This is a genomic window from Erwinia piriflorinigrans CFBP 5888, assembly GCF_001050515.1.
Lineage (GTDB): Bacteria > Pseudomonadota > Gammaproteobacteria > Enterobacterales > Enterobacteriaceae > Erwinia > Erwinia piriflorinigrans.
Genome location: NZ_CAHS01000015.1, coordinates 21,865 through 39,361, shown reverse-complemented (window position 1 = coordinate 39,361; position 17,497 = coordinate 21,865). Strand labels below are relative to the sequence as shown.

The window sequence follows — 17,497 nt, the reverse complement described above, 5'->3', positions numbered from 1 at the left end:
CTGCCCACCGCCAGTCAGGCAAGTGAACAACATCGGCGATTTCCGCTTAATGCAATACTCGTTAGTCGTCTGCTGGCGGCATTCCATCATGATGCTGCGGTTTTTCAGCCAGACGTTTCTCGAAGTTCTGGTTGAACTGTTTTTTCTGCTCAACGGTCAACACGTTATACATTTTATTTTGCGTTTCCATCATCGCTAGCGCGCGCTGCTTTCCATTGGCGGATATTTTCGTCGCCTCAGCTTCGGCTTTAGTCCGGTCGAACGTGTCGGAAGCAATGATACTTTGCAGGGTACGGCGCTCTTCCGGAGAAGGACGCTGCATATCCTTGTGCGCGGCTTTCATGATGCTGCGCATTTGCAGCTTCTGCGCATCGGTCAGATCCAGCCCTTTAAACATTTCATGGGGGCCTCCGTGACGTGGCGGCTTATGCATCATGGTCTTTTCAGCGCCCGATGGCGATGGCGTCAAATTATCCGCTGCGGCATGAACGATATTTGCAGCGCCGAGGGCCAGAGTAGCGGCAACAACGAAAGAAGTTAATTTACGCATTATATTGTCCTTATTTATTCAGTGCTATGGCGGTTGATTTATCGTGGATCCGAAAACAAGTTTACGACGCAGAATGTCAACTACGCAGAGCGTGGGTAAAGCCTTGAAAGCATAAAAGACAATGTGCAGCCAATGATGAAGAGAATGCGAAGATTTCGGTGAGGAATTGCAAAAAAGTATGTTCGGACAGGGAGTTAAGCCGATTTTGCGTAGAAATGTAATCGATTTGCAAGGATCGAGAAAGGAAAAAGTCGCCAGCTTTACACATCATCTGACTTCTTCACCGGCAGCGGCATCAGGGAGACATGTCGCCCGCCACGACCACATGCCATCCTCATGGCGTAACTACGCCGTGCACCGTTCACAGCGCTTTATTGTGCGCGTTATCTTCTACCAACATCAGCCCGGCGCGTAACCCGGTCGCGACATTCGGATTGGGGAATAACACATATTCCCGTGCCTGCTGAACATAGACGCGCTCTTCACCGTCCTCTGCCAGCAGCGTTCCCTGGGGAAAAGCGGTAAAATTCAGCACGTCTTCACTCATGTGCAGCACGAAACTGTCAGAACGCCGGGTAATTTGCTGCGACACCCGATAGCGGCGCGGTACGGTTGAAGCAGGGATGTTTTCCCCGCCGATGATCAACTGCTGCAACGCCAGCCGCACTGCTGCAAACTGGTTAAGATCGTTGTGACCGAAAGGCAGTGCTTTTCCTAACTCCAACGTACAGCTGGCGGCCTGGAAATGTCGACTGCTGTAATTGGTGAAGGTCCCTCCCGTGGCGCGGTGAAAAACCAGCGCTTCCAACCCTGCCGCCGCCAGCCAGTGCATAAAATCTTCTGGCCACGGCGTCGTGCGCTGGGGCAAGACGCCAAACTGCGTATGGTAAGAGCCACGGATAGCAGTATGCATATCGAGGTGCCAGCGTACTTCTTCATAGTCGCCAGCCTGCCAGAAGTTCTCCATCGCCTGTTCCAGTATCCAGGCACGCCGGGCTTCCGGGCAATCTTCATACTGCTGCCAACGCCCGCCAAACATGCGGTTCATATCTCCATGCACGTAGCGTTTATTCAGCCTGAGAGCGGCCGGATTACCGTAAATCACCAGCAGGCGGGTTTGCAGCTCCAGTTCACCGCACAGCAAGGCGTTAACCAGCTGTTCGACAATTTCTACCGGAGCGGTCTCATTGCCGTGAATGCCACTTGATACCACCAACGCCTTGGGTACGCTGTGGTGCGGCGTCAACTCAAGTATACCGACGTTAAGCCAGCGCCAGCGGAGCTTGTCGTTATGCCCTTCCTTTTGTTCTGGCTGAGCGCCGGACAGGGTAAGTTGTAGAAAGTCCTGCATATATTCCTCTTAGATTAAATCGCCGTTCAGCCCGGTGCGACAAACTACGCGCTATTGCTGAAAACGGTAAACATGACCTAAGTCTAGCAGCTTGGTGAGTTCGTCCAGTGCTTCTCGCCCTTCTGACAATAATTGTGGGTCAGCCAGGTCTGCCTGCGACAGGCGATCGCGGTAGTGGCGGTCGACCCAGCCGCACAAAGTGGCATACAGGGCATCATTCATCATTACCGCCGGGTTAACTGCCGCCTGCTGCGGCTCGTTAAGCACCACGCGCAGCCGCAAGCAGGCCGGCCCCCCCCCGTTGCACATGCTCTCGCGCAGATCTAACACCTTGAGTTCATCAATCATTGCATCACTGGCGACCATTTCCTTCAACCAGCTCCAGACACCAGCATGGCGGCGTGCCTCTTCCGGCAGCACCAGCAGCATCTTGCCGTTATCTTTGCTGAGCAGCTGGCTGTTAAACAGATAGGTAGCAACGGCATCCGCCACGCTGACGCGCTCGTCGGGCACTTCGATGAGGTTAAAGCCAGGCACTTTTTGCGTCAGCCGATCCATCAGCTGGGGCTGATTCAAAAACGCCCGCTGATGGCAGAAAAAAGTTTGCTGGTTACTGACCGCAATCACATCGTTATGGAATACCCCGCTATCGATAACGGCCGGATTCTGCTGTGCATACAGCGTTTGCGCGGCGTCAAGCTGGTGCAGCCTGGCGACCGCCTCGCTGGCCTCACGCGTTTGACGTGCCGGGTAATGCACCGGGCCGATGCCGCCAGCCCCGGCACAGCCATAGACAAACAGCTGTACGCCCGGCTGACCATATCCGTTGCTAAAACGATTATGGTTTGCCGCCCCCTCGTCCCCAAACAGAGCGACCTGCGGCAACGCATCATGCACGCTGAAATGGCTACCATCGCGGAAAATGGCGCGCAGCAGCGCTGCGGTGGTTGGCGCTTCTATTGACCGATGATATTTATTGTTCAGGTTGGCGACGGTCAAATGTACCCGACCATCCCTGCTGTCAGAAGAGGGTGAAACCGTTGCCGCGTTGGCTACCCACATCGGCGAAGCAGAACTGACGGCGCTGAGCAATTGGGGGGCGTGCTTCGCGGCCTGAGCCAGTACCTGCGCATCGCCACCGCTAAAGCCAAGCTGGCGCAGCGCCTCGATATTCGGGCGCTCGTGGGGCGGAATAACCCCTTGAGCGTAACCGAGATCGGCCAGGGTCTTCATCTTTTTCAACCCCTGCAATGCCGCCAGCTTAGGATTGGACACCTGGTGCTGGTGGCGCGCCGAGGCCTCATTGCCAAAAGACAGTCCGGCGTAATGGTGAGTCAGCCCGGGTAAACCATCGAAATTCACTTCGCGCGCGCTCATTCAGCCTCCTTCGTTGCGCTAAAATCCAATCCCGGAGACAGGCTGGCCGGCAGGCTTAGATCTGCCGAAGCCAGCGATGCCATCGGCCATGCACAATAGTCTGCGGCATACCAGGCGCTGGGCCGGTGGTTGCCGGAAGCACCAACGCCGCCGAACGGGGCAGTACTGGCCGCGCCGGTCAACGGCTTGTTCCAGTTCACGATCCCGGCACGAGCCTCGATCAGCAACCGATCGAACTTTTCCCGCTGAGGTGAAATAAGGCCGCAAGCCAGCCCGTAACGGGTATGATTGGCAAGCCGGATAGCGTGGGTAAAATCGTCATAACGGATCACCTGCAACAACGGACCAAAAATTTCTTCATCCGGTATGTCACGCACATCCGTCACGTCAATCATTCCCGGCGTCAAAATAGCGCTGCTGCGATCCGGCCAGCGCATCGGCAGGAGCACTTTGCCGCCCGCATCGATGCGGGCCTGCCACTCAGCGTAGATTTTTTCAGCAGCCTGCGGTGAAATCACGCTGCCCATAAATGGCTGCGGTTCATCGTTCCAACGACCTACGCGAATATTCGCCGCCACCGCCGCCAGGCGTGCAAGGAAAGCGTCACCTGCCGATCCGCGTTTTACCAGCAGACGGCGCGCACAGGTACAGCGTTGTCCGGCGCTGATAAAGGCAGACTGAATGGCAATATGCACCGCAGCATCAATATCGTCCGGGTCTTCAACGATCAGCGCATTATTCCCCCCCATTTCCAGCGCCAGCATTTTTTCCGGCTGCCCCGCCAGCTGACGATGCAGCTGGTAACCCGTGGCGGCGCTGCCGGTAAACAGTATGCCGTCTACCTGTGGTTCCTGAGCCAGAGCCTGCCCGGTCTCTCGCCCGCCCTGCAACAGATGAAGCACTCCGCGCGGCAGCCCGGCATTAATCCATAGCCGCATCGTGATCTCTGCGGTTAACGGCGTCAGTTCACTCGGTTTGAATACCACACAGTTACCCGCCAGCAGCGCAGGCACGATATGACCATTCGGCAGATGGCCGGGGAAGTTATAAGGCCCAAATACCGCCATGACCCCATGAGGCCGATGGCGTAATGAACTTTCCCCCTCTGCCTGTTCAGGGCAGCGCACATGCCATGCGCGCAGTGAAATCGCCACCTTATTGATCATCGCCTGAACCTCGGTTTGCGTTTCCCAGCGTGGTTTACCGGTCTCGCGGGCGATCGCCTCGCTCAATGCCACCTTGTTGTTTTCCAGCTGCACGGCAAACTTTTCCACAATGGTCTGACGCTCAGCAAAAGGTCGTCTGGCCCAAGCCGGGAAAGCGGCCCGTGCCGCGTCACAGGCCGCCGCAACCTGCACGGTGTCTGCACCTCGGCCTTGCCAAAGCACGTCACCGGTGACCGGATCGTTTTTAATCAATGTCTCGCCACCACCGGGTAACCACTGACCATTAATACAGTGCGTCATGATTTTTTCTCCTCTTGACATAGCGTCACCACCCGCAGGTTATCGCCCGGCTGGCAGCCTAAGATTTCCGCCTCTGCTGCCGTCACGATGATGCTGTCAGCGCCAGGGTCGGCGGGTAGGAGCATCACGCGGAAATGCTGATAGTTTTCATTTGCCACCAGACACAGCGGCAGCGACTCTTGCCGCGCACCGTCGATTTTCATCCTCAACAGACGACTTTTGCGAATGGCGCGAATGCGCGAAATATCGCATTCCAGAGTCGGACCGCCGTCGAAGATATCGATATAATTTTGGAACTGGAAACCTTCTGCTTCCAGAACAGCACGCGCTGGCGCGGTTTGCGGGTGCACCTGACCAATGACGGCCTGCGCGTCTGGCGCAAGGTAATCGATATAGAGCGGATGCTTTGGCATCAGCTCGGCAATAAAGGCTTTCTGCCCGGTGCCGCAAAGATGGTCCGCGTCGGTAAATGACATAGAAAAGAAGCGGTGACCTACGCTATCCCAAAAAGGGGAGCGCCCCTGCTCGTCACTCACTCCACGCATTTCTGCCACCACCTTCTGCGTAAAATGCTGAGGAAAACCCGCCATAAACAGGAAGCGTGATTTTGACAGCAGATACCCGTTTTTACCGTTCCGATAATCAGGATCGAGAAACAGCGTACACAGCTCACTGCTGCCGGTGTGATCGTTACTTAACGTCAGAGTAGGTAGCATGTTATAGACATTCAGTTCCCTGGAAGCATGCACCTGAGAACCCACGCGAAAATTGTACCAGGGGTCCTGTAATCCTACGGCCACCTCAATCGCGCAGATTCCTGAGGCCAGATTCGTTTCACTGTTTACCAGCACAAACACGTATCCCTGCTCTGCAAGCGGCAACTCACCCCGCCAGGTTAATAATGAACGCTCGATTCGCGCTGCCAACGTGTCGCGATCGGCAGGCAACGAGGTTAACCCTCCGCCGGTTTTCCCCGCAAGAAAAAGCAGTTGGGCCAGGTCTTCTCGTTCCACGGGGCGGATAAACATCATATGCTGGCTCCTCCGGCAACGGCGCGGCAGGCTCTTTCAAAGCGCAGCAGCCCTTCCTGCACCTCATGTTTTGTGATGATTAAAGATGGCGCAAAGCGAATAACGTTAGCTCCGGCAATCAATATCATTAGCCCTTCACGCGCGGCAATCTGATTAATCACTTTTGCCTTGCCGCTGTAATTCTCATTCAGTTCACAACCGATCAGTAATCCCAGCCCCCTGATTTCTTGAAACATTTGCAGGCGCTGATTTATCGCTTGCAGGGCCTCAACGAACCACTGATGGCGCTCCGTCACACCCGTCATTATTTCAGGGCGGTTGACCAGTTCCAGCACTTTACCACCCACCGCGCCAGCCAATGGGTTCCCGCCATAGGTTGTGCCGTGGCTGCCCACATTAAGATGCGCAGCCAGGGATTCAGTGGTTAGCATCGCGCCCATCGGGAAGCCGCCACCAAGCGCTTTTGCCGTGGTTAACACGTCAGGCGTGACGCCGTAGTGCATATAGGCGTACAGCGATCCGGTGCGGCCCACGCCGCTTTGAACTTCATCAAAGATCAGTAATGCACCCTGTCGATCGCAAAGTTCGCGTAGTCCTTGCAGAAAGGCCAGGCTGGCGGGATGCACGCCTCCCTCTCCCTGAACAGGTTCGACGATGACCGCACAGGTTTGCGCAGTGATCAGCGCCGCCGCCGCCGTAAGATCGTTATAGGGGGCATGAGCGATGCCCCCCGGTAGCGGGGCAAAATCTTTTGAATAGGCGGGCTGTCCCCCGGCCGAAACGGTAAACAGGGTGCGTCCGTGAAACGCATTATTAAATGCCACAATGCCATTCTTTTGCTCGAAACCTTTATCTACCGCCACTTTACGTGCCAGCTTCAGGGCTGCCTCATTGGCTTCGGCACCGGAATTACAGAAGAACACACGATCGGCAAAAGTGGCATCAATCAGCTGCTTAGCCAGACGCAGCACGGGTTCATTGGTGTAGCCATTGCCGGTGTGCCACAGCTTCGCCGCCTGCTGCTGTAGTGCCAGTTGCAGTTCCGGGTGGGCGTGTCCGAGCGCGTTCACGGCAATGCCACCAGCAAAATCGATGTAAGACCTTCCTTCCTGATCCCATAAGGTTGAGCCTTCAGCTTTTACCGGTACGAAATTCGCCGGGGCATAGGTAGGCACAATCCATTGGTCGAAGTCTTGACGGGTAACTGATAGTTGCATAGTGGCCTCGGTTTTCGCATCCCCGCCAACGGCGAAGTAAACGGAAGGTTTAATAAATGTTAATAGGATGATTCCTCATTGCTGTACTGTAGATTGCACACCGCATGCCATCCAGAGAAAAAAATGCATAAATCGACCATCAAGACTAAATATCAATGAGTTAGGTAATCTTTTTATTCAAATTTAATGCATATTAAGTGAATAATCATCCAATTCGCTGGGCTGATAAGCCCCGCAAGAAGCACAATTATGCATTTAGAAAATAAATCCTGAATCTGTGATCGCTGGTGGAAATGCGTGAAAAAAAGCGGTTACCTGATGCGCCATAATGCGTCACATGCACCAGAATGGCCCGCCATCGTGATGCAATCAGCCCGAAAATATTGTTTCACTGCTTATGATCCCGATGCTGATTATTGATCAGCAAAGTTATTTTTCTGGAATCGAATTCCACTTATTACATATGGACACTGTGTATTAACAAAAATTTAATTTAATTTGCTTTAAATCGATTATCAGGACTTTTGTACAAAAAAGACTAAAGATAAAAGATATATAAGCTCAGGTTATATTCAGATAAGAAGGAAATGGCACTAATTTTATCTATTTATCTGATTTTAATCATTAAATTAAATTCTACCCATGTTAGATATTGGATAAATCGCGCTAAACCCCTGGCTACCACCACCCTGTCACGGGCAAAAAAGGGACAATTTATTGGCAAAACAAATAACTGAAATAAATTGTTACAAGTAATGGGTTTTTAAGAAACACTTATTTATGTCATTTTCGATAGCGCACATTTAGCTAAAGACATAATAAGTTAAAAACAAGGGTTATTTAATGATGAAGCGCTGTTCCATAGCATTAGCCTTAACGGTTTTACTGGCGTCAACCCACGTAGTGGCGGCAGAAATTTACAACAAAGACGGTAACAAACTCGATTTAAACGGCAGGGTTAACGCTGGGCGTGTGCTCTCTGACGATGACAGCAACAATGTCGATGCCTCTTACGCGCGTCTGGGCTTCAAAGGTGAAACGGTGCTCGGCGAATCGTTCACCGGCTACGGTCAGTGGCAGTACCAGTTCCAGCTAAACAAATCCGAAGGCAGCGATGCGGTCAGTGGTGATAAAACCCGTCTCGGTTTTGCCGGTTTGAAGTATGGTAAATGGGGATCGATTGACTATGGCCGCAATTACGGCTTGGTCTATGACGTGCTGGCATGGACCGACATGCTGCCCAAGTTCGGCGGTGACTCGGGTAACTCTGACGTATTCCTTTCAGGACGCTCTACCGGGGTCGCCACCTGGCGCAACAGTGATTTCTTTGGGTTGGTGGAAGGGCTAAATATCGCTTTGCAGTATGAGGGTAAAAATGAGCGTACCGGTGATATTGCCGTACGCCGTTCCAATGGCGATGGCTATGCGACCTCCGTCAGCTGGACAGGCGACTCAGGATTCGGCGTGTCGGGTACCTATGCGAATCTCCGCCGCACTCAGGCACAAAACCTTGCCAGCTACGGTAAAGGCGAACGCGCTGAGCATTGGGCGACGGCCGTCAAATATGACGCCAACCAGATCTATCTGGCGGCTATGTATGGCAACACCCATAACGCCACGCCAATCTCCGGCGGTTTTGCCAATAAAGCGGTTAATTTTGAAGCAGTCGCACAATACCAGTTCCTGAATGGCTTACGCCCTTCTCTCGCCTATGTCAGCTCGCGCGGCAAAGATATTGAAAACAAAGGCGAAGCGGATATTTTCAAATATATTTCTGCGGGCACCTACTACTACTTCAACAAAAATTTCATGGTATACGCAGAATACAAATTCAATCTGCTGAAAGACACTAACCCCCTCGGGTTGGCAAATGATGATGTCACCGGCCTCGGCGTAAACTATCAGTTCTGATTGCCGGGCTGCGGTAAACAGGCTGGCTTCTGGCCAGCCTGTGCTGCTACTGGCCAGCCTGTGCTGCTACTGGCAGCAGGCAAGACGCGATCCTACCCAACTTATCTTGCCGCCGCTGTTCTGTCAGGTCAGCCGATAACATGAATCCGGCTGCGGCGTATCAGACAGATCCTGCTCCAGATTCATTTCGCGTAGATTAATTTCAATGGTGGTACATAACGCATCCAGCGGAAGATGATTTTTGGCAAAGCCAAATGGCATCTCCAGCTCTTCAGCCAGCGTATCAAGGGGTAATAGCGACCAAAACAGACGCTAAGTGGTTTTTTGCGAGTTTACTCACATATATTTGCGCTGGGAATATTGACAAAATTCATCGATTCAGCAGGGTCTGTTCCTGCCATTTTAGGGATCGGTAAAATTCAAATTCCCCGTGTCCGGGCCCTGTAAAGTCACCGGCGGTGACAGCTTCAGCGTAATCCAGTTGGAGGTCACCCGCTGTTGTTGACTGTCTTCAAGGGTGACCGACAGATGCCAGGTATTGCTGGCTCCTTGCTGACCGTCCCAAGCGGGAATAATGATACTCCAGCCCCGCGGATCGCTATTGTCAGGCGGCGGTGTCAGGCTCAGCGCCTGGGTATCACCTTGCCAGCTGACGGCCTTGATCTTATTTTTGTGAGCAATTTGTAATTTTAACTGCAACGTTTCTCCGGGCTGAAGCTGCCACGGCGGAGTGGCAAGGAATACCGATAAGGTCTTCAGCTGGCGAAATGCCATAACCGGTGAATTATCGCGATCCACGCTATCATAGCGGCTGCCACTCAGGGACTGTGCTTCAGCCACATTATCTGACGAAAGCTGCTGGCGCAGCGGTACGCCGATACGGTAATTCATCTTCAGCGCGAATTGGTTCTGCGACTCGCCACTCTCTCCTTCTTTACGGCTGGCGGCCAGAGTAAACAATGGCACCGGCGTATAATTTATGCCGAGTGAAACCGCTGAGGGATTCGTCATTGCATTGCCACTGTTAAACAGATCGATATGATCTCCCAGATACTGCTCATAGCTCAGCGTGACACCCAGCTGATGGTAAAATGGCAGATAGCCACGCGTGGTGATGTCATAACCTCGTGCCATGCGCATCTGCGAATTGTCGCTCCGGTTATGCCAGCCCGACAGCGGGTGATAGTAGTTGGCAGAGAAGCGCAGATATCTTCCCCACGCCTCCGCCCCCAGCGATCCGCGTTGCCTGTCCGATCCCAGCAGACTGTCTACAAAAGCGTTATAACCCATGCGCCAGCTTCCGGCGATCCAGCGTTGCCCAAGCCCCGCATTGCCCACGGTGCCATATTCGCTTTGCTCAACGCCCAGCTGGCTGAAGGTCAGATACTGATAGTTATCCTGCCAGGGAGTCAGTAACTGCGCAGACGTGCCGTTAAAGCTGCCGTCATCGGACAACGCCAGGGAGACGCTGGCTCGGCCATAGGGAGACAGCAACTGCTCGCCTTCACTGGCCGCCCGCTGTTTCGCCACATCGCGAAAATGATTGAAGGCCCAGATCCCGGCCTCTTCACGTAGAGATCTGTCGCTGTCGCTGTTCATGCTGGCTTCGCCAATACTTTTGGCGGCTTCAGCAATTTTTTTCTCCAGCTCACCGTCATCGTTCATCTTGCCCAGTGCGGGTAGTTGCTGCTGCATCTGTTCAAAACGCGCAGGATCGGCGAAGGGTGCATCGGGTACACGCATTTGTTGAGTGAAAGCCCGGGCGTCACCGGATGAAAAGCTGCTCAGCGCCAGTGTGGCCAACAGCGAGTAAGGAAAGAACGGATAACGGTCGAATGGGCTCATAACTTAGCTGGCAACACTTTTTAAACGGCGTAAGAGAGAGTTTCATCACAAAACAAGAGAGATAACAGTAACACAAACTACACAATTGTGAGCGAACGGACGCAAATTCAGAATAACGGAATCTGCATGCCAACTGATTGTCAGTTTATCGCCATAGGAGGCGCGGGCGGGATTTGCGTGCCGGCTAACAGGTCCATCATGCTACCGCAATGGTTTGCATTCCCAAAAGCGTCAGGTAGACTAACTTACGGATTTATCTTTATGTAAACTGAACAGTTTTAATCCATTTTTCGCCTGACCTTTTCACTCGGGTTATGCGCGGTGGAAGGTTGAAAGCGGCTGTATTACGCCAGTCATCAACTGGATAGGTGATTTTCACGAGGGATCTCAATAACGCCCCTCGTTATGCAGGTTGCCAGGGACGGCGGTGAGTGATGCAAGTCACATTCAATTATGAATGACTTTTTGCCAACAGGCACACCGTTGAGAAAATTAGACCCTGATGACGTTGGAATTTCACGCAAATCCGGTTTCGCCGGTCAGCCCAGGTAATCCCCTGCTCGCTGCCGCTTTACCGTTGTTGAATGCCATTGTGCAGATCCGCCTGGCGGCAACTCATGACGACCCGGCGGGTTTACGCCACCAGCTGATCGGTGAAATGGGTCAATTTGAAGCCCGTTGTAAGCGGATGACACTGCCTTTTGAAATGATAGTTGGCGCACGTTATTGTCTGTGCGCGGTGCTGGATGAAGCCGCCGCGCAAACCCCGTGGGGCAGCCGCAGCGTCTGGTCTGGCAATGGCCTGCTCGTCACCTTTCATAAAGAAAGCTGGGGTGGGGAGAAGGTCTTCCAGCTACTGGCGCGCATTTCGCAAACCCCCTCAAAGCACCTGTGTTTGCTGGAAGTGATTCACTATTGTTTGCTGCTGGGCTACGAAGGGCGCTATCGCACTATGGACAATGGGCGCTTACAACGTGATGCGGTACGTGGCCGCCTGGCCAGGCTTATCCAGAGTGTGCGTACCGAACCGGCTGCCGATTTACCGCAGGCTTGCGAGGTTGCTCTCCACTGCGCGCCGTCGCGCCCACCTGTCCCGCTTTGGGCCTGCATCTGCGTGACGGCTTTTATCGGCTGTGCCATCTTCACCACACTCAACTGGCAGCTGGGGCGCTCTGCCGAGCCATTGCTGCGTCAAATCTGGCAAACACCGCTGCCGCAGATGCCTGGCGGTCAGCGCACAGCCGCACCGCAGGATCTGTTCGATTTGCGGCAGCGTCTTAGCGACCTTATCGCCTCACACCGGCTTGATGTCACCGACGGCGACTACGGCAATAAAGTTATCCTGCCAGCCGATTCGCTGTTTACTTACCAGGGAGTGACGCTTACCCCGGAAGGACGCGCGCTGGTTGCCCGTGTCGCCAGCGCGATGGAATCCCTCAAAGGAACCCTGCTTATTGGGGTTTACACTGACAATCGGCTGCCTCCTTCCAGTCCTTTTGCATCAACCTATGAATATTCTGCCGCCCAGGCAGAGGCCATCAGTACCATGATGGTGCAGTTAGTGGCCCAACCCTGTATTACCGTGCGCGCAGAGGGGCGCGGCGATAGCCGGGGGCTGATGCCAAATAACAGTGCGGAGAATCGCGCACATAATCGTCGTGTCGAGATAACCCTGTTTACCACACCTGAAAAAGATAATTGCAGCCGCGCTGCGGGGAACAACTGATGCCGGTTACCCTTGTCACACTCTTCACCAGCCGAATGTTGTGGGCAGCGATGGGGTTGACGGCCCTGTCGGCGCTGATCTGGATGGTCGGGCCGCTGCTCTCATCCGCCGACTCTTATATCCTGAGCAGTGCCTCAAACCGCAGGCTGCTGATCGGCATAATTTGGGGGCTGTGGCTTCTGTTGCTGGTTATTCCGGGGCTCTGTCGCGCCTGGTTTAATAGCCGGCTGCTTACGCGGATGCAGTCCGAAAACCACCTTAACGCACAGCGACAGGCGACGGGCGAGATCCTCAACAATCGCTTTAATGAAGCGACGCAGGTTCTGAAGAAAACCCAGTTCGCCCGGCGGAAAGGCTTCTTACCGCGTTTCGGAACCCAATATCTTTACCAGCTTCCCTGGTATCTGATTGTAGGAGCCCCGGGTGCGGGAAAGACCACGGCGCTCATTAACTCCGGATTAGAGTTTCCACTCGGCGACCAGTTTGGCAAAACGGCGCTACGCGGCGTAGGTGGAACCCGCCACTGTGACTGGTGGTTCACCCGGCAGGGTGTTCTGCTGGATACCGCCGGGCGTTACACCCTGCAAGAAAGCCAGCGCGCACGCGACGCCAGCGAATGGCAGACATTTATCACGCTATTGAAGCGTTATCGTCCGCGTCAGCCGATCAATGGCGTCATTATGACCATTAGCGTTGCCGACCTGTTGAGCAATCCGGCCGAGGTGCGCCACGCACAGGCCAGCGCGCTGCGCAGCCGCATGGCTGAACTACACCAACTCACAGGGATCCATTTCCCGGTCTACGTGATGGTGACCAAAACAGATTTACTCAAAGGTTTTATGCGCTATTTCAGCGCACTGGAAAAAAGCCAGCGTCAGCGGTTGTGGGGCTTTGTCTTCCCCTGGCCCGCCGAAAGTCAGGGCGAGAACTGTCTTGATGCCGTATTCGAACGCGAATTTCGCCTGCTTTCAGCAGGGCTGATGCCCAATCTCGGCGAAAAGATGGCCCAGGAAGCGGACCTGACTTTGCGCGCCGAGTGTTTTCAGTTTCCGCAAGAGTTCAGCGCCCTGCGCCCTCTTCTGGCGGAATTTCTTGATATCGTATTCTCCACGCGACAGGGCGAGGTCTCATGGACGGCGCGCGGTTTGTTCTTTACCAGTGCCACCCAGGAAGGTTTACCTTTTGACCGGGTGATGGGCGAGCTGTCGCGTAAACTGCAACTCCCGCATGTGCAGCGACAGCCCATTTCCAGCTGGGACAGCGTCAACCGCAGCGCGCCTATCCCGGCAAATAAAGGCAAGAGTTTCTTTATCCACGGTATGCTCAACGATGTGGTCTTTCCGGAAAGTCGGCTGGCGGGAAGCGATCGCTTGTGGGAACATCGCAACCGCATCCTGCACTGGATTGGCTATAGTGTGCTGGGCCTGTCGTTGTTGGGGGCATCCGCGCTGTGGCTGGTCAGCTATGATAAAAATCAGCGCTATATGCACCAGGTCGCTGAACGTCTTCCCGCCGTTACCCAACAGGCAAGCAGACTGATGGATGAAAAAAGCGATGACATGATCGCCCTGCTGCCGTTCTTAAATGCTCTGGTCAGATTGCCGCAAAGCAACCAGTTTGCCTTCGATGCACCGCCACTGAGTCTGCGCGGCGGTCTCTATCGTGGCGATCAGATTAGCCGGGCAAGCTGGGGGTTGTACCAGGCTGCGCTGCAATCATTACTGCTGCCGCGCGTGGCGCAGACCATCACCAAGATCCTGCATGATGACCAGGGGGCCGATCCCCTGTTCAGTCGCAATGCGCTACGCGCCTATCAGATGCTGTATCAGCCTCGCAGCTATGATGGTGAATTTCTGCGCGGCTGGGTGATGCAGAACCTGCGGCACAATCCGCACTCCAACGTCAGTACCCGCCAGTTGCAACAGCTGAACTGGCATCTGATCCAGTTACTCGATCGCCAGATCCTCGGCTCACCTTACAGACCTGATAATGCCCTTATGATGAAAAAACTCGCTCAAAATCTGGATAATGCCGGGATGCCACCGGTTTCAGGCACATCCGCCGCCGCCGTTGTCACTCATTTAACGTTGCAGGCTGACGCCGCGCACCCCTAAAAGGTCATCATTATGGCAACGAAATATGACCTGGGGTGGTACGGCAAACTGCCAACTGCGGGTGATTTTTTACAGGAAGGGATACAGGAGGATGCAATCCAAAGCTGGTCAACCTGGTTTAAGACGGGGCTGCTGAGCTGGGATCTCGTGCACGACAATCACCATGACCCTTTTTGTCAGGCCCCGGTATGGAATTTCGTCCTGCCCGCCACGCTCGGCGTGCAGCGTGTGCAAATTGGCTGCCTGATGCCTTCGCGCGACCGCGTGGGACGCGCATGGCCGCTTCTGGCCGTTAAGGGCGTCCCGCTGAAAGAGTGGCATCCTGCCCAGCTGAACATTGCCGGTGACTGGTTTCAAGAGCTGGGCACTATTCTGTATCAGGCGGTACGTGAACGGCATAGCGTTGACTGGCTGGATCAGGCGATGCGTGGCATCGCAGCATTGCCCCTGCCAGATACCGAACGCTCTGATATTCTCGATGTGCTCGGCTATGACCATCGGCCCTGTACTCTGGCGTGGGCCGACGTCGCCAGTCGTTTTGACCCGGCGCAGTACACCAGCTACTGGTGGACAAACCAGAGTGATAACTATCCGCTGAGTACCCATATGCACAGTGGTATTTTGACTGCACGGCTGTTTGCACAATTATTCCACCCAACGGCAGGTTTACGGCCCGGTCATCACGGGTTTTATCCTCCCATGTTTGACTAGCTTTTTTGCACCAGGGAAACGATACGATCGGTCGCAGGAGCGAAGTGAGCGGGGATACGGATAACAGGGGCAAGCATCATCCGGTCAGTCACAAAGAAAGCAGCATCGTCGTGCTTACCCGACCAACCCATGATGGTCCTGCTGTAGCTCACGCACTCGCTGCACCAGGTCGGTCAGGCCGTCATCTAACATCCCGCGCTGCTTCAGCTCCTGCTCTAACGAAAACAGATATTGTGCATTAGTTCCCAGCGGCCCTTGAGCCTGGGCGATCAGCGGGGCGATGGTTTGCACACAGGAGTCCGCTTCATAGAGGACATGACGTGGATCCATAACAAATGCCAGTGCACACACCGTGCGGCCGTCATCCAAAGTGAGGTGGCACCAGGTCGGCAAATAGCATCCCATGATCATTTCGCGCTTCCACAGCAGCTGTAGCTCTTCATGCAGCTTGTCCTCCGGCAAACGAAATGCCAGTCCGCTGGTCTGCCCCCCTTCTTTCAGCGCCAGCATCCTCCCGGGAAGTGTGGCGGTGCCTCGGCCGACGGTCAACCGCAGACAGAATGCACGATGCCAGCCCTCCAGCGTTCCCGCAGCCACTTCATCCGCGACAAACACCGGGTTCCACATCAGGGAACCATAGCCAAATATCCATACAGAACGACTATCTGGACGAGCAGCCAGCGTTGCCGCAAGTGAAGCGGCACGCTGCTCCACGCTCCACAGCAGGGATTCTTCAACATCGCCAAAAGCGGTTTTGCAGTCTGCTTTTAATAAAAAATCTCTTGTTAGCATTGCCACCTCTTACGTCGCTGCATACATCCTTTGAATTCACTGTCCCTGCATTACGTTATCTTCGGCAAAAAATGCACGTTATTAAAGACCTTATGCATTTCCTGCCGTGCGATCAAGTTTGATTCCGATCACAAAAGCAGAAAAAAATTCACCCGATACGTTCTACTGTCATCACGGAATGCCTGTCTGTACCCGCCTGGGGCAGAATTTCCTGGCACAAAAGAGCTTTGATTTTTTTGCTAAACCAGTTTAGCGTGCTGGCAAAACCACATTTCAGGATAATGACGATGCAACAAAAAATTTGGGTACTGGGCGATGCGGTGGTCGATCTGTTACCGGAACAGGAAAGCCATCTGCTGAAATGCCCCGGCGGCGCTCCGGCTAACGTGGCGGTCGGTATCGCCCGGCTTGGTGGTAACAGTGCCTTTATCGGCTGCGTAGGTGACGATCCGTTCGGCGAATTTTTGCAGCAAACCCTGCTGCGTGAGGGCGTCGATATCGCGTCGATGTATCGTGCCGCAGGTCAACGTACCTCGACGGTTCTGGTGTCGCTGGATACAGAAGGCGAACGTCATTTTACCTTTATGGTGCGCCCCTCTGCCGATCTCTTTTTGAGCACGGACCGTCTGCCAGAGTTTGCCAGCGGTGAAGGTCTGCACCTGTGTTCGATTGCCTTGAGCGCAGAACCCTCCCGCAGCGCAGCGCTACATGCCATGCGTGCAATTAAGCAAGTCGGTGGCTGGGTCAGTTTCGACCCCAATCTGCGCAGCGACCTGTGGCAGGATGCGGATGAAATGGCACGAATTGTGGCTGAGGCATTCAGCCTGGCGGACATCATCAAACTGTCTGAAGATGAACTGCATTCCCTGACCGACCGCCCGACGCTGGAACAGGGAATCGATCATTTCACCCGTCGCTATCAGCCCGCGCTGCTGTTGGTGACACGCGGCAGCCAGGGCGTCAGCGTTTGGCAATCGGGCCACCTGCAGCACTTTGCTGCCCCGAAGGTGGAAGTGGTTGATACCACCGGTGCCGGTGATGCTTTTGTCGCCGGACTGCTGGCCGCGCTGGTGCAGGAGAACGATCCGTTGCAGCCACAACGCCTGGCGTTCGCCGTACAGCAGGCGCAGAGCAGTGGTGCTGCCGCCACCACGGCGAAAGGAGCAATGACCGCCCTGCCTTACGCCGCCGACCTCGCCCGCTTCCGCCCGTAGCGGCTAAAATCATCGGGCTGTTGGAAGGCGCCAGGCGCACCCGCAGCTCGATGTCACACGGGATAATTGCTAACCCGGTCACACTTCGTCACCGATGATCATAAATCTGATTGAATAGCTTGATCCATTTCGCTTAATCTCCTGCCGAACCGGTTTAGCAAAAAAATAAGATCATCACTCTGGGAAAGCGTT

Annotated in this window: 14 protein-coding genes; 5 read left to right on the top strand and 9 right to left on the bottom strand. The window is 54.3% G+C overall.

Annotated features, from left to right (window positions below):
• Positions 1-61: 61 nt before the first annotated feature.
• The 6 genes from spy to EPIR_RS08425 all read right to left on the bottom strand — a co-directional run bounded on the left by spy (position 62) and on the right by EPIR_RS08425 (position 6,992).
• The gene (gene spy, locus EPIR_RS08450; RefSeq protein ID WP_023654937.1) at positions 62-550 is read right to left on the bottom strand and encodes an ATP-independent periplasmic protein-refolding chaperone Spy; all 489 of its coding nucleotides are present in this window, start codon (positions 548-550) and stop codon (positions 62-64) included.
• A 361-nt stretch (positions 551-911) separates the two neighbouring features.
• Positions 912-1,901 (bottom strand): succinylglutamate desuccinylase, encoded by a 990-nt coding sequence (gene astE, locus EPIR_RS08445; protein ID WP_023654936.1) that lies wholly within the window; start codon positions 1,899-1,901, stop codon positions 912-914.
• A gap of 51 nt (positions 1,902-1,952) precedes the next feature.
• Complete coding sequence (gene astB / locus EPIR_RS08440; protein WP_023654935.1) at positions 1,953-3,278, bottom strand: N-succinylarginine dihydrolase; 1,326 nt, start codon at positions 3,276-3,278, stop codon at positions 1,953-1,955.
• The gene (gene astD, locus EPIR_RS08435) at positions 3,275-4,744 is read right to left on the bottom strand and encodes a succinylglutamate-semialdehyde dehydrogenase (RefSeq protein ID WP_023654934.1); all 1,470 of its coding nucleotides are present in this window, start codon (positions 4,742-4,744) and stop codon (positions 3,275-3,277) included. The genes astB and astD overlap by 4 nt, the downstream gene beginning before the upstream one ends.
• Positions 4,741-5,775 (bottom strand): arginine N-succinyltransferase, encoded by a 1,035-nt coding sequence (gene astA / locus EPIR_RS08430; protein ID WP_023654933.1) that lies wholly within the window; start codon positions 5,773-5,775, stop codon positions 4,741-4,743. The genes astD and astA overlap by 4 nt, the downstream gene beginning before the upstream one ends.
• Complete coding sequence (locus EPIR_RS08425; RefSeq protein ID WP_023654932.1) at positions 5,772-6,992, bottom strand: bifunctional succinylornithine transaminase/acetylornithine transaminase; 1,221 nt, start codon at positions 6,990-6,992, stop codon at positions 5,772-5,774. Before EPIR_RS08425 ends, astA begins: the two co-directional genes overlap by 4 nt.
• Positions 6,993-7,835: 843 nt before the next feature.
• On the opposite strand from EPIR_RS08425, the gene EPIR_RS08420 reads away from it, so the two are divergent.
• Positions 7,836-8,903, top strand: a complete 1,068-nt coding sequence (locus EPIR_RS08420; protein ID WP_023654929.1) for a porin — start codon at positions 7,836-7,838, stop codon at positions 8,901-8,903.
• 123 nt (positions 8,904-9,026) lie between these two features.
• On the opposite strand, the gene EPIR_RS18570 is transcribed toward EPIR_RS08420, so the two are convergent.
• Together EPIR_RS18570 and EPIR_RS08410 are read right to left on the bottom strand one after the other, a co-directional pair.
• Positions 9,027-9,212 (bottom strand): bestrophin family ion channel, encoded by a 186-nt coding sequence (locus EPIR_RS18570; protein WP_420834759.1) that lies wholly within the window; start codon positions 9,210-9,212, stop codon positions 9,027-9,029.
• Between the two features lie 93 nt (positions 9,213-9,305).
• Positions 9,306-10,748 carry a YchO/YchP family invasin gene (locus EPIR_RS08410; protein ID WP_023654925.1) on the bottom strand — a complete coding sequence of 481 codons (1,443 nt, stop codon included), beginning with the start codon at positions 10,746-10,748 and terminating at the stop codon, positions 9,306-9,308.
• A 502-nt stretch (positions 10,749-11,250) separates the two neighbouring features.
• Here EPIR_RS08410 and icmH point away from each other — a divergent pair.
• The 3 genes from icmH to tagF are packed head-to-tail and all read left to right on the top strand — an operon-like array spanning position 11,251 to position 15,299.
• Entirely contained in the window at positions 11,251-12,474 is a 1,224-nt protein-coding gene (icmH, locus tag EPIR_RS08405) for a type IVB secretion system protein IcmH/DotU (RefSeq protein ID WP_023654924.1), read from the top strand.
• Positions 12,474-14,588, top strand: coding sequence for a type VI secretion system membrane subunit TssM (gene tssM / locus EPIR_RS08400; RefSeq protein ID WP_023654923.1), 2,115 nt, complete (start codon positions 12,474-12,476; stop codon positions 14,586-14,588). The genes icmH and tssM overlap by 1 nt, the downstream gene beginning before the upstream one ends.
• Before the next feature lie 12 nt (positions 14,589-14,600).
• Positions 14,601-15,299, top strand: a complete 699-nt coding sequence (gene tagF, locus EPIR_RS08395) for a type VI secretion system-associated protein TagF (RefSeq protein ID WP_023654922.1) — start codon at positions 14,601-14,603, stop codon at positions 15,297-15,299.
• Positions 15,300-15,413: 114 nt separating this feature from the next.
• Here the strand turns inward: tagF and EPIR_RS08390 are convergent, their stop codons facing one another.
• Entirely contained in the window at positions 15,414-16,091 is a 678-nt protein-coding gene (locus tag EPIR_RS08390; RefSeq protein ID WP_023654920.1) for a gamma-glutamylcyclotransferase, read from the bottom strand.
• Positions 16,092-16,378: 287 nt separating this feature from the next.
• Here EPIR_RS08390 and EPIR_RS08385 point away from each other — a divergent pair, with 287 nt between their 5' ends.
• Positions 16,379-17,305, top strand: a complete 927-nt coding sequence (locus EPIR_RS08385; protein WP_023654919.1) for an aminoimidazole riboside kinase — start codon at positions 16,379-16,381, stop codon at positions 17,303-17,305.
• Positions 17,306-17,497: the final 192 nt, after the last annotated feature.